The 11,863-nt window shown below is 35.1% G+C and carries 21 protein-coding genes; 13 read left to right on the forward strand and 8 right to left on the reverse strand.

The window, feature by feature from the left end; genetic code table 11:
• Nucleotides 1-81 precede the first annotated feature (81 nt).
• The 3 genes from HF876_RS14590 (at nucleotide 82) to HF876_RS14600 (ending at nucleotide 1,382) form a co-directional block, all read left to right on the forward strand.
• Nucleotides 82-366 carry a hypothetical protein gene (locus HF876_RS14590; RefSeq protein WP_169360784.1) on the forward strand — a complete coding sequence of 95 codons (285 nt, stop codon included), beginning with the start codon at nucleotides 82-84 and terminating at the stop codon, nucleotides 364-366.
• Nucleotides 367-456: 90 nt separating this feature from the next.
• Nucleotides 457-957 (forward strand): nucleotidyltransferase family protein, encoded by a 501-nt coding sequence (locus tag HF876_RS14595; RefSeq protein ID WP_169360785.1) that lies wholly within the window; start codon nucleotides 457-459, stop codon nucleotides 955-957.
• A 20-nt stretch (nucleotides 958-977) separates the two neighbouring features.
• Nucleotides 978-1,382 (forward strand): nucleoside 2-deoxyribosyltransferase, encoded by a 405-nt coding sequence (locus HF876_RS14600; RefSeq protein WP_169360786.1) that lies wholly within the window; start codon nucleotides 978-980, stop codon nucleotides 1,380-1,382.
• 38 nt (nucleotides 1,383-1,420) lie between these two features.
• Here the strand turns inward: HF876_RS14600 and HF876_RS14605 are convergent, their stop codons facing one another.
• Genes HF876_RS14605 through HF876_RS14615 form a run of 3 tightly spaced genes read right to left on the reverse strand, consistent with a single transcriptional unit; the run spans nucleotide 1,421 to nucleotide 2,657 of the window.
• On the reverse strand, nucleotides 1,421-1,810 hold the full coding sequence (locus tag HF876_RS14605) for a hypothetical protein (RefSeq protein WP_169360787.1): 390 nt from the start codon (nucleotides 1,808-1,810) through the stop codon (nucleotides 1,421-1,423).
• A gap of 46 nt (nucleotides 1,811-1,856) precedes the next feature.
• Nucleotides 1,857-2,303 carry an ImmA/IrrE family metallo-endopeptidase gene (locus HF876_RS14610; RefSeq protein ID WP_169360788.1) on the reverse strand — a complete coding sequence of 149 codons (447 nt, stop codon included), beginning with the start codon at nucleotides 2,301-2,303 and terminating at the stop codon, nucleotides 1,857-1,859.
• A 27-nt stretch (nucleotides 2,304-2,330) separates the two neighbouring features.
• Nucleotides 2,331-2,657 carry a helix-turn-helix domain-containing protein gene (locus tag HF876_RS14615; protein ID WP_169360789.1) on the reverse strand — a complete coding sequence of 109 codons (327 nt, stop codon included), beginning with the start codon at nucleotides 2,655-2,657 and terminating at the stop codon, nucleotides 2,331-2,333.
• A gap of 219 nt (nucleotides 2,658-2,876) precedes the next feature.
• Between HF876_RS14615 and HF876_RS14620 the strand changes: the two genes are divergently transcribed.
• The 6 genes from HF876_RS14620 to HF876_RS14645 all read left to right on the forward strand — a co-directional run bounded on the left by HF876_RS14620 (nucleotide 2,877) and on the right by HF876_RS14645 (nucleotide 5,842).
• Complete coding sequence (locus HF876_RS14620) at nucleotides 2,877-3,071, forward strand: hypothetical protein (RefSeq protein ID WP_169360790.1); 195 nt, start codon at nucleotides 2,877-2,879, stop codon at nucleotides 3,069-3,071.
• 66 nt (nucleotides 3,072-3,137) lie between these two features.
• Nucleotides 3,138-3,302 (forward strand): DUF3954 domain-containing protein, encoded by a 165-nt coding sequence (locus tag HF876_RS14625; RefSeq protein ID WP_169360791.1) that lies wholly within the window; start codon nucleotides 3,138-3,140, stop codon nucleotides 3,300-3,302.
• Nucleotides 3,303-3,435: 133 nt separating this feature from the next.
• Nucleotides 3,436-3,912, forward strand: a complete 477-nt coding sequence (locus HF876_RS14630) for an ArpU family phage packaging/lysis transcriptional regulator (RefSeq protein WP_169360792.1) — start codon at nucleotides 3,436-3,438, stop codon at nucleotides 3,910-3,912.
• 566 nt (nucleotides 3,913-4,478) lie between these two features.
• Nucleotides 4,479-4,772: a hypothetical protein gene (locus HF876_RS14635; RefSeq protein WP_169360793.1), complete on the forward strand. Its 294-nt coding sequence runs from the start codon at nucleotides 4,479-4,481 to the stop codon at nucleotides 4,770-4,772.
• Nucleotides 4,769-5,038, forward strand: a complete 270-nt coding sequence (locus HF876_RS14640; protein WP_169360794.1) for a phage holin — start codon at nucleotides 4,769-4,771, stop codon at nucleotides 5,036-5,038. Before HF876_RS14635 ends, HF876_RS14640 begins: the two co-directional genes overlap by 4 nt.
• Nucleotides 5,039-5,152: 114 nt before the next feature.
• A complete protein-coding gene (locus tag HF876_RS14645; RefSeq protein ID WP_169360795.1) occupies nucleotides 5,153-5,842 on the forward strand; it encodes an N-acetylmuramoyl-L-alanine amidase family protein in 690 nt (229 codons plus the stop codon).
• Nucleotides 5,843-5,899: 57 nt separating this feature from the next.
• Here the strand turns inward: HF876_RS14645 and HF876_RS14650 are convergent, their stop codons facing one another.
• Nucleotides 5,900-6,583, reverse strand: a complete 684-nt coding sequence (locus HF876_RS14650; RefSeq protein WP_169360796.1) for an Rv1352/Rv1906c domain-containing protein — start codon at nucleotides 6,581-6,583, stop codon at nucleotides 5,900-5,902.
• A 309-nt stretch (nucleotides 6,584-6,892) separates the two neighbouring features.
• Between HF876_RS14650 and HF876_RS14655 the strand changes: the two genes are divergently transcribed.
• Complete coding sequence (locus HF876_RS14655) at nucleotides 6,893-7,147, forward strand: hypothetical protein (RefSeq protein ID WP_169360797.1); 255 nt, start codon at nucleotides 6,893-6,895, stop codon at nucleotides 7,145-7,147.
• A gap of 63 nt (nucleotides 7,148-7,210) precedes the next feature.
• Here the strand turns inward: HF876_RS14655 and HF876_RS14660 are convergent, their stop codons facing one another.
• The 4 genes from HF876_RS14660 to lexA all read right to left on the reverse strand — a co-directional run bounded on the left by HF876_RS14660 (nucleotide 7,211) and on the right by lexA (nucleotide 10,404).
• Entirely contained in the window at nucleotides 7,211-7,807 is a 597-nt protein-coding gene (locus HF876_RS14660) for a hypothetical protein (RefSeq protein WP_169360798.1), read from the reverse strand.
• Between the two features lie 516 nt (nucleotides 7,808-8,323).
• Nucleotides 8,324-8,911: a hypothetical protein gene (locus HF876_RS14665; protein WP_169360799.1), complete on the reverse strand. Its 588-nt coding sequence runs from the start codon at nucleotides 8,909-8,911 to the stop codon at nucleotides 8,324-8,326.
• Between the two features lie 171 nt (nucleotides 8,912-9,082).
• Complete coding sequence (locus tag HF876_RS14670) at nucleotides 9,083-9,532, reverse strand: DinB family protein (RefSeq protein WP_169360800.1); 450 nt, start codon at nucleotides 9,530-9,532, stop codon at nucleotides 9,083-9,085.
• Between the two features lie 251 nt (nucleotides 9,533-9,783).
• The gene (gene lexA, locus HF876_RS14675) at nucleotides 9,784-10,404 is read right to left on the reverse strand and encodes a transcriptional repressor LexA (protein ID WP_169360801.1); all 621 of its coding nucleotides are present in this window, start codon (nucleotides 10,402-10,404) and stop codon (nucleotides 9,784-9,786) included.
• 173 nt (nucleotides 10,405-10,577) lie between these two features.
• Between lexA and yneA the strand changes: the two genes are divergently transcribed.
• From yneA to HF876_RS14690, 3 genes are all read left to right on the forward strand, one after another.
• Nucleotides 10,578-10,889 carry a cell division suppressor protein YneA gene (gene yneA / locus HF876_RS14680; protein WP_169360802.1) on the forward strand — a complete coding sequence of 104 codons (312 nt, stop codon included), beginning with the start codon at nucleotides 10,578-10,580 and terminating at the stop codon, nucleotides 10,887-10,889.
• Nucleotides 10,886-11,533, forward strand: coding sequence for a YneB family resolvase-like protein (locus tag HF876_RS14685; RefSeq protein ID WP_169360803.1), 648 nt, complete (start codon nucleotides 10,886-10,888; stop codon nucleotides 11,531-11,533). Before yneA ends, HF876_RS14685 begins: the two co-directional genes overlap by 4 nt.
• 65 nt (nucleotides 11,534-11,598) lie before the next feature.
• Nucleotides 11,599-11,832, forward strand: a complete 234-nt coding sequence (locus HF876_RS14690) for a DUF896 domain-containing protein (RefSeq protein WP_169360804.1) — start codon at nucleotides 11,599-11,601, stop codon at nucleotides 11,830-11,832.
• Nucleotides 11,833-11,863 lie beyond the last annotated feature (31 nt).

Raw genomic sequence — 11,863 nt, forward strand, 5'->3', positions numbered from 1 at the left:
CAACAGATCCTCCAGCTGTCCGGATCAACTGGAAATTCTATCGGAAAGAGCTCTTATTACTAATATACGAGGGGGATGGGAATGGAAATACAATGGATAAATGGTCAATACGCGGAGGATAATAGGATTTTCGATATGGAAATGGAAGTATACGAGTGGTCCGATTCATTGTATGTAGATTTCTTGGATTGCTTAGTAAATAAAAAGAATGTTGGATATGCCACTCCCGATGAAAAGGTGACCGCTAGTCTCAGTGAACTTCTACCAAAATGGGCTGATTACCTAAATGTGAAGGTTGCTGTGCACAGAGATAAAATAAATGTAAACGATAAAATTTTATATAGAGTTTGGACTATGAATGATTAAAATGGGAGGAAACCTTTTGTATGAGGATAGATTGTTAGAAACACTAAAAAAAAGCAAATCTATGAGTAGTGTAGTGTATTGAGAGCTCTCATGCAATTAGATCCGCCATTTGAATATTATGTGGGAGCAGGTAGTGTTACAAATACTATATGGAACGAAATATCAGGATATCCACTGGAGTATGGAATTTCAGACATCGACATTGTATATTACGATAAATATAATTTAGATGTACATCATGAAACAAAGCTAAAGAAAGAATTAGAGAGAATTCTTGGTGATTTTTCTTTTAAGTTAGACGTAAAAAATCAAGCAAGAGTACATTTTTGGTATGAAAGTAAATTTGGATTTCCTATTAAACCATATATGTCGATTGAGACAGCAATTGACAGCTGGCCGACGACAGCGACTGCTATAGGGGTTAGGTTAGAGCATAATGGATTGTACACCATATATTCTCCGTATGGTTTTAATGATTTGTTCTCGATGGTTGTTAGACCTAACAAACTATTAGTTGCTCAAGAGATTTATGAGAGCAAATCGACGAAATGGAAAGAAAAATGGCCATTACTAGAAATTATACCTTGGTAATACATAGGGGAGGGGCATACATGAACTTTTATATTGCTTCAAGCTTTCAGAATGTCCGGCAAGTAAGGGAGCTGGCAAAATTACTTAGACAAAAAGGATGGAACCATACATACGATTGGACTGAAAATCAAAAAGCGGAGTTATATGCGTGTCTCGCTGATATCGGTAAAAAAGAGATGAAGGCTGTAAGTGAATCTGAGGTACTGATTGTGATACTTCCAGCTGGAAAGGGTAGCCACATAGAGATGGGGATAGCCTTAGCCTTGGGAAAAAGTATATATTTATTTTCTACATGCAAATCCTCATATAACTTCGATCAAACAAGTACCTTTTATCACGTAGATGGAGTAAACCGCTACGTGGGAGATTTAAACTCCTTTGCTCAATCTATTTGGATGGAAAATGTGAAGAGCAGTTCAATATAACTCGTTACAGAAATATGGCTGTCAGTAAATAGATAAAATTATGTTACCTTAGGTCGATTGTTAGTAATTAAAAGAACAAGGCCAATGATTAGCGGAAATAAAAACATCCAAATTAGATATTCATTTAAATCATTAGTCATAGGACTATTAAATGAGGTCTTATGTTTAAAATATATAAAAGTTCTATAGGCTGTTATCAAAGCTACAATGCCTAAGTTTATTTTTAGGAATTTATCCGAAAATAATAAGAAGACGACTAGAACGAAGGAAGTAAGTAAAATTAAAAAGAAAAAGGAGTCCAATTCATGCATTTTGTAGTTAATAGGAAAATCAGCTAGCATGATCGCCTTTCTGATAAATATATAAATGAACAAATTGACCAATAAAATGAAGCTTACACACATTCCGATAATACTTTTCAAGTTCATAGGAAGCCTCCTCCTTACATGGGTTCACGTTAGTAGTGTTATACAATCATTTCTTTATGATATTTAAAGGGTCAAAAAACAATTCATAATTTTTATAGTGTATGGAAATCCCATAACGCTGCTTATAAACCTTTAATGCATCATTTAAAAAGCTTGGAGTAATCTCAAGATGTAAGCAAATTTCTTCTGCAGTCGTATACCCGTGAAGATAACATTCGACTAGATGATCGAGAGAGACTATTTTTTCGTACCCCCATCTTCTTGCAATTAGCTCATGCTTTTGATTGTTAGTATTATTTAAATCCGTAATGTTCCCAACAGTTGTTTCATAATGACCAAGCTCTTCAGCCAATATGCAATGTTTTTCATAGGAGGACTGTGACTTATTAATTTCAATATTATTGTCATAGTATAGCCCTGAAAGTCCTTTTGGCAAATCCTTTTCTATAATGCAGATTTGTGGATATTCCATCAAAAGCTTTTCATAACTCATGCAAATACACCCCTATAATAAGAGAATTTATTTTCTTTGGGACTTGATAAACTCAATATATTTTTTAATATCTTCCATCTCTTCCTCAGTGACATCCTCATCTATATGCGCAGCTATGGTTACGATGTTTTTTTCTTTTTTAGATTCCAATGGTGGGAAAAACTCATTAATGGACACATTTAAGATTTTAGCTAGCTCATATAGTATTTCTTGATTGGCCTTCCTTTCTCCTTTTTCGTAACGGGAAATAGTTTGTTTTGTCGTATGCAACTTTTCAGCCAATTCTTCTTGGTTCATATTTCTCATGATGCGCCATTTTTTAATCTGTTCTCCTACGTAATTAGTCAGTTCCATATTCTGTTTTTCCTCCTGCATTAGTGATTATTCAATTATATAATAAAGTCACCAAAATGGGAATTAAATTTATAAGTAATGCTATTCTACCATTTACAAGTAACCAATATGGTGATATATTATTTCCACAAGTTCGATTAAGCAATTTGGTAAGTAGCAAAATAAAAAATTTTAAGTTAAAGTCACCAAAATGGTTACTTTAATGAAGGGAGAAATAATATGAAGCAAGACGCCTATTTGTTAGATGTATGGTATTTCAATGATGGGAAGCTGAAGGATCCTTATGAAATGTGGTTTGTCGTTTCAAAAAGTAGGGGGTATGAGGAATATCTTAAAGTAAAGGAACAGTCGGGGGAGGCCAAATTTAATCACTACCATAAAAGCCTGCTAGCAAGTATGTTTAGTCGATGGTAATAAGAATCTTTGAATAAAATCATTGTTTATAAGCCTGCCATAGTTAGAGGAAGGGAGGAGATATGTATGAAAAATGAAGAGAAGAGTCAAGTGGAACAAGCCGTATGTCTGATTAAGGACGGAAAGATGAAGTTAGTGGAAACCCCACAATATGGGTTCGGTAAACAAATTATCACATGGCAAAATGGAAAGCCTACCCATATTGAGATTCAATCAACTAAAAGAATATAATCGTTACTGGAATAACCAGGACACAAACTTGAATCCAAGTTTTGTGTCTTTTTTTATTGTCTAGCTTCATCGCCTTGCCCCTCGGGGTCAAATGGGAAAAATGCTTTTACTATTTTAAAGGAGGGTATTTAATATGAACTCACAAATAGATTCTAAAAAGACCAAAAAGGCAGTAGAATGTTCTATTGCAGAATTCAGGATGTATATGCTTCAATCTTCTCTCGATAAAATGCCTACTATCACAACTCAGTATTCTCTAGTCCCTCCCTCAGGTGGTTTTAATGGTTCATCCACAGAAAAATCTGCTTTGAAAAATGTTGATTATGCAAGAAAAAGAGAAAAAGTGATGGAGAAAACAATAAGTGCGGTTAATAAATTATCCTATAAAGAAAGATCGATCATCACGATGAAATATTTTGGTAAGGAAGAGGTATATGATTATGAAGTTTACACCGAACTACATCTGTCTCATCGTCAGTATTACCGTATTAAAGCATCTGCCTTTCAGAAGCTTGCAATAGCTATGGACATAGTTGTATGGAAAGAAAAAAGGGAGAGTTTAAATAATGAGTTGAGTGTATTAAAAGGAGAATTAGAATGGCACTTTTAAGGCACACTATTTTGTTTAAAGTATGATTTAATATAACCTATAGAATATTTGACAAAAATCCTTTGGGGGATGATAGATTTTTAGAAATAATTATCCTGTTGAATTTTGACTAAAAATTTTGCTTTTATCATGACCGTAACCAGTACAAAGGTACAATTCAAATGTGATCAGAGTAAGCTATTCTTTTCTTTTTATGTAAGATAATTTTATAAATGGATTCTATGAATGAAGCTTGCGTTCCCCATTTATTGATTGGAGCGAAAGACGGCGACTCCTGTGGGATGAGTGAGACAGTTAAGACATCACATCCGCGCGCGTAAGCGACGGGTGATGGCTTAACGCTCACCCCACGAAAAAGCGTCCGGCTGGCGCGGAAATCAATTCTGCTTTCTGATATAGAAATTTTTTTGAAATCCTTCCACAAAAGATGGCACATTGATGGCACAAATTTTCGATATTAATATGTTTTAATATAAATTAGGAAGAGATAAAAAAATAACGGAGAAACAAAAAGGACGTTCCTATTTTGAGAACGTTCTTTTTCTTTCCCCAAAAGGAGTGAGGGAATGGAATTATTTATCGGGATGGGATGTACAGTATTAGGTTTTCTTGTAGGATTACTCACTTATAGCCGCAACAGAGACAAGGATGTGAAGGCGGAGGCTGCTAGAACTGCGGTGATTGAAACAAAGCTCGATACGATCAGCAGGGGAGTGGAGGTAATTCAAAGAGAAATAAAGGCGTTGGAAACGCAACGGGAGAGTTTATCGGAAAGATTAACTCGAATAGAGGAAGGTAATAAACTAGCGAACAGACGAATCGAAGAATTGTCGCTTATACAGGAGGTGGCAAATGTATGAACATTAACTGGAAGGTTCGTTTGCAAAATAAGATTTGGGTCATGGGCTTCCTATCCCAATTGTTTATTTTAACAGAGCTCTTGCTTATTGCTTTCAAACACCTAAAGATTACAGAATATACTTTATCTCATGAACTAGAGACGTGGATGCTAGCGGTTGTAAATGTAGTGTTTGGTCTGTTTTCTATGATTGGGTTGGTACAAGATCCTACGACACAGCATTTATCTGATAGTAAAAGAGCATTAACATATAGAAAACCAAATTGAGCTGCCCTCTATGGGTGGCTCTTTTTATTGAAAGGGGTGATTCCATTGGTGTAGTAAAAAGTAAGAAAAAATGTCTTTGATAAAAAACAAAAAAATTAGAAGAGGTGATTGATTATGGTAAAAATTTTTATTGATCCAGGTCATGGAGGAACAGATCCAGGAGCAGTGGGGAATGGCTTACAGGAGAAAAATTTAACGCTGCAAATTGCGACACGTGTAAAAAATATCCTTTTGGCAGAATACAACAACGTAAGTATTTTGATGAGTCGGACGGGAGATTCATTTTTGTCTTTACAGGAGCGCACGAACCAAGCAAATGCTTGGGGAGCCGATTATTTTGTTTCAATTCATATTAATGCTGGAGGTGGGACAGGCTATGAGGATTATATATATCCAGGTAGCGGCTCTCCTACTACTACGTATCAAACGAATATTCACTCTGAAATATTGAAGCTTGTCAATTTTTCGGATAGAGGAAAGAAAACAGCTAATTTCCATGTCCTACGTGAATCGAATATGCCTTCGATTCTTACAGAAAACGGGTTTATTGATAATGCCAACGATGCAGCTAAGCTCAAGACTTCCTCTTTCATTGAATCTTTAGCTAGAGGTCATGTAAATGGTATCGTAAAGTCCTTTGGGCTTCCTAAAAAGGCTACAGCTGTTTATCACACGGTTGTAAGCGGAGACACTGTCTATGGACTTAGCCAAAGATACGGTAGTACAGTTCTGCAGATAAAAGATTGGAATGGTCTAGACTCCAATTATACGATTTATGTTGGTCAAGTATTAAGAGTAAAATAAGAAGGATGCATCAAAAAGAAAAAGCGCGGGGTATATTTACTCCACGCTTTTCTTCCTCTACTTTGTATTAATGGTTACACCTTGCAGCTTCAAATACTGACCATCTGAAACAGTTAAATAAGTATCAGCTTGTACATTTTCATTCGTTACGATATCTTCCAGCTGATGAGAGCTGCTCTTAGATACTTCGTAATAACCTAATTCAGAATCTGTACCTAAAGTGATCTTATATTCTCCTGCAGGGAGATCTTTTCCAATCTTATACATACCATCCGTGTAGACATTGTCTTCTGGAATAACTGAAGGTGCCTGGTCTACCGCATACATTTCTCCATCCTGGAATTTAAAATATTCCCCATCTTTAAGAGTCACATAGGAATTTGCACCCTTACTTAAGTTATCGTTGAAAATAATACTTTCCAATGCTCCGGAGCTATCTTTAGAGCTCTCGATATACGTGTAGCCTTTTGCAAACACTATATATTCTCCAGCTGGAATATCGGTCCCAACCTTGTAAGTCCCCGATTTAATCTTCCCGTCATCCTTCTTTTTGGTTTCCTCCTTTTCCTCTGTAGGTTTGTCAGAGGTAGTGGTATCATCCGTTTTGTTTGTAGTTTGATCGGTTGCGGTATCATTTGTAGCGTCTTCATCTCCGCCACCTGTAGTTAATACAATGATTATAATAATGACGATTACCCAGAACCACCACTTTTTATAAAACGGCTTTTTTGACTTTCCCATATATTTCTCCACCAATCATAAGAAAAGATTTGTTTAAACATTAAGAGGTTGCCCAATAATGTTATTTTTTATGAGTTATGATAGAGATTTAATTACTAAAAAAGGAAAGATAAAGGAGTTCATTGTTAGAAAGGAGAATAGTGTATGAAGACGTGCCGAGAATAAAATTATTTTGGTGATTTTTTTACAGGGGATATATGAAGTGTCTACTTCTATAGATTAGGGGGAGAAAGATACATTCCACTATAAATATTATGCGTAATAGATATTGCAGCAGGTGGTGTAAAAGGTTCATCAGGAATGCGACAAATGAAGAGGTGCATTGATTTAGAAAAAATAAGAGTAACCTTGTTGGTATGTGCAATTGTATTTGGAGTTTTAGATTTACTAACCGAACTGAATTTATTACCTTTTATGGCGTTGTTCATAGGTGCAAATTGTTTTCTATTAGGGTTAAACGATTTAAAAAAAGAGAACAAAGCATTTATGGGTTATACATTTATGATGATCTCTTTGATACTAGTTTTAATGGCTATAATCAGTTTATTTAAACCTTATTATTAAAAAATGAGCTTGGCAAAATGTTTACCAGCCCATTTTTTATGTTCTTTCTTTGTTATAGCTATATTAATCTATTCCATATTCCTTGATGAGTGTCTCCATTTTTCTGCCGAACTCACGATCCAATTTTCGTACTTCATTTAAAATTTCATTTGCTTTTGTGATTTTATCGGGATCGTTGGCATCCATGCCTGCAGCAACCTCACTAAATGCAATGTGTTGCTTGCTAATGGCATCTATTAGTAACTCATGGGTAGCTGCAATATCATCATTAGGGGGAATGATTGCTTCTATGTTTTCTAGTACAAACATATTTTGGGGCAGTATTTCTTCATAAATGGCAGTAGCAAATGTATAGCTATCGATTTCACCATTTGATGCACCCATTCTAAGTTCATCCCACTGTACCGCTAAGTCAGATACCTGCATATAAGCGTCTCGTACATCATCAACATAATACTGTATCAATTCCTTGTCGGCTGTCACAACTTCTGTTTTTTCTTCTTCCTTCGTAACTTCTTTTTCTACTTTAGTTTCAGACTCTTCTTCCTTTTTGACGACTTCCACCGTTTCCTTCTCGGGCTTTGCTTCCTTTGAAGATGGAGAACAGGCAGTCACTCCTAGAATAAGGGAAATTAACCCTATCATGAACCATTTCTTCATTTTATTAACCCCTTCCTGTAATTGGAAAGTACTATATTTTTAGTACACGGATCTTTCATACATCTTTTAAACGGGCTAACAAATGCGATACCAGTGAAGGACATACTAAGACCTTCCTAAGCTGATTTCTTTTTATTTTCGATGAATAAAAAATCACTTACTTAATATATTCAGATGAAAAAATGAAGTCACTGCTATTTGGTTAATGATCGCTTGTAAAATAGCTTTTGTGTGTTGGTAATAGGGTGTTTTAAGGGGATATAAAAATATAAAGATGAGTATTTTCTTAAATAGCAAAATCCTGATTAAACGCTAACATTTACAAATAAGTGATTGTAGCGGCAGGTCACGACATCAGGATGATGGCTTAACCTGAACAACTGAAAGCGTCTGTCAGAAATATATTCACTCAGATGTTATGAAAAAGGGAAGGAGGTTCTTTGGAAATAAAAAAAGATGGACATGAATATATCATGCCATCTTAATGTCTTTTGGTGTATGTGATTTTTTTACAAATCAATCTATATTATATTCAAGTAGTAAATTCTCCATCTCTCTTCCAAATTCGCGATCAAGTTTTCTTACCTCACTCAAAATTTCGTTCGCCTTAGTCATTTTATTGGAATCGTATGTGTCCATAGCAGTAGCAACCTCACTAAATGCTATATGCTGTTTATTGATTGCGTCTATGAAAAGTTCATGGGTACGAGCAATTTCATCATTCGGAGGGACTATTGCTTCAATTACTTCAATAATAGCCATGTTTTGGGGTAACAAATCTGTTCTGATTACTTCAGCGAATTCAGGAGGAGTTACCTCTCCTGTGGAGGAGCCTATTCTTAGAGCATCCCACTGAGCTCCTAAATTAGTAGTCTCCATATAAATTTCCCTAACTTCCGTGACATACGTTTCAACAGCTTCTCGATCTTTAAAATTTTCAGGTACTTTAGTAGATACCATTTCTGCCTCTGTCTTACTAGCTTTAAGTTCTATTGGTCGTTTTTCCTTGTCAGCTATTGGGGGAGTAACCTCTTCATTTGAATTACAGGCAACTAAGTAAATAGTGCACGAAAGTAAAAATAATAATTTTAGTCCTTTCCTCATATTTTCTCTCCTTTTCTTTGGGTTATAACACACATGGATGGAAGGTTTTTCTTGAACTATAAAACTTTACCCTTCACCTTAAGAAGAAAAACCAAAAAAGGAGAAAATTGTATAAAATAAATGAAAAATAGAGTATTTAATATTTTTCAGTAGAAATGTATGTAATAGTTGTTAGAATAATGGTTTTTCAAATTGGTTCAGATGGGCAATCACAGCTAGTTGACCAATATGGTAGGCCTCATGACCATACACATGCTGAAATACCCAACGAATTGTCGGAACTGATGGAGGGATCCACCCATCTGAAAATGATGGCACGTCTATAAGCTGGTCAAATTGTAAAACATCCAAAGAGTTAAGAATAAAATCAGTTTCCATTCTGATTTCCTCGTAAGCTGTTAAGATTTCTCGAGGTGGTGAATAAGCATCAACAGTAACTTTAGGTTTCTTTTTAAAAGCTATTTCATTGATCCAGAAATCCTCACTGGTGGCTATATGAGATACTACCCAGGCTACATTATTAGAGTAATTAGGGTGAACTTTCACCCAATTTTCTTCAGACAAATTTTTAAGGTAAGGTATTAAGGTTTTTCGAAAATCGTTACGATAAGGAAATTGCAATTTGGATCTTCCTTTCCACGGTTAGTAGATTATGATTCTCTTTGTTAAGTTCTTTCATAAAAAGACGAGGGGAAAGTGTAGACTTAAGGTGTAAAAGCAAGATAAGAAATTATTAGTAAAAACAAAACCCCCTCACATATAAATGTGAAGGGGTTTTTCGATGATCTAAACAGAAATGTCCACTTTCTAGTTTAGATATGATATCGGCTCTACGTAATCATACTATGATACGGAAATAAGTCAAGAGATTATTAGTGGATATGTCGGTAAACTCCAACTACTTTTCCTAAAATCGAAACTTGGTTCACAATAATAGGGTCCATAGTCGAGTTTTCTGGTTGTAATCTAAAATATGTTTTTTCTTTAAAGAACCGTTTCACAGTAGCTTCGTCGTCCTCAGTCATTGCAACTACAATATCCCCATTATTAGCAGATTGTTGTTGTTTAACCACAACATAATCTCCATTCAAGATTCCAGCTTCAATCATACTGTCACCCATAATTTCTAACATGAATAGATGGTCGTCCGATGTACCAAACGTTTCAGGTAAAGGAAAGAATTCTTCAACATTTTCAATAGCTGTTATAGGCATACCGGCAGTAACTTTACCAACCAAAGGTACATGCACAACACCCTGTCTTTCCACAGAAACTTCCAAACCGTCCAATATTTCAATAGCGCGTGGTTTTGTAGGATCTCTCCGAATTAACCCTTTACTCTCTAATCTTGCTAAGTGACCATGCACTGTAGAGCTTGAGGCAAGTCCAACAGCCTCGCCAATTTCACGTACGGAAGGTGGATAGCCTTTTTTACGAACCTCTTCTTTTATAAAAGCTAAAATATCTTCCTGTCTTTTCGACGCTTTCTTCAATGAGTTCACCTCTTTTAGTAATAAATTACCTACTATATTAATACTTGTTAATAGTATAACAGTGTCCTATACAATATGCAAACATAGGTTCTAAAATATGTTGACAAAAACAAATGTTCGCATTAGTATTAAATTATAGATACGAACAAACATTCTTATTTGGAGGTTTTAACATGAATTGGGTAAAAAACAATTATTTTTTAGCGTTATTTTTAGGACTTAATCTAATTTTCATAACAACTATGGCTATTACACATACAATCTCGGCAGAAAAAGATTACGAAATTCATATAGAACAAGGAGATTCCCTTTGGGGACTTGCTAGTAAATATGGAATAAAAGATTCAAAAGAAGACTGGATAAGTAAAGTTATCGAAATGAATAATTTATATGATACCTCTATTAAACCAGGAGATGTTATAGTAATTCCAAAGGTAAGTGAGAACTATCACTTAAATTATGGAACAGAGGTAGCAGGAGAATGAAATCAGTTATTTATTGTCGGGTAAGTACAGACAAGTCTACTCAAGAAACTTCACTAGAGAGACAAGAAGAAGAGTTAGTAGATTTTGCAACAAAACAAGGTTATGAGGTTTCTCAAGTATTCTTAGACCAGCATAGTGGGTACGATGTGGAGAGAGATGGCCTACTAGAAATGCTTAATTATGTGAAGGAAAATGATATTAAAGCTGTATTTGTCCAAGATGAAACTAGAATCGGCAGAGGAAATGGGAGAATGGCAGTCCTTCATATGCTGCAGAAAACGAATACTACAGTATTTACATTGCAAGATAAAGGGATATTAAACCTTAATGAAATGGATTCTATGCTTTTAGAAATTCTTGCCCTAGTTGAGGAGTATCAACGCAAAATTCACAACGCCAAAATTAAACGTGGGATGAAACGAGCAATCTCGCAAGGTTATAAGCCAGAAAAAAATTTAAAAACTCGAGGGAATCCTGAAGGAAGAGATCGTATAGATATACCGGTTGATGAAATAGTCCGGTTAAGAAATGCAGGACTAACTTATGAGGAAATTACATCCACTCTCAAAGGGTTAGGATTTCATATAAGTAAAGCTACCGTACATAGAAGATATATTGAATATAAAGAAGCACACGAAGAGTAAAGACTTGCACTTCGTGTGTTTTTTTCATACCTTTATATAAGAGATAGCTGAAAGGATGAAATTAAATGTTAAGTAAAGAAAAATTAGCACGTATAAACGAGCTGTCAAAGAAATCTAAGTCTAGTGGATTATCTATTGAAGAGGCAAAAGAACAAAGTGCACTACGCAAAGAATATTTGGAAACGTTTAGAGCGACGATGAGAGATACAATTGAACATGTGAAAGTTATTGACCCTTCTGGAAATGATGTAACGCCAGAAAAGGTTCAGCAAGCAAAAAAGGGTAAATTTCTGAATTAACTAATCATTTTAGAAACCTTGATAATACAGA

Origin of the sequence: Psychrobacillus sp. BL-248-WT-3 (assembly GCF_012843435.1) — a bacterium.
In the GTDB taxonomy this organism is placed as follows: domain Bacteria; phylum Bacillota; class Bacilli; order Bacillales_A; family Planococcaceae; genus Psychrobacillus.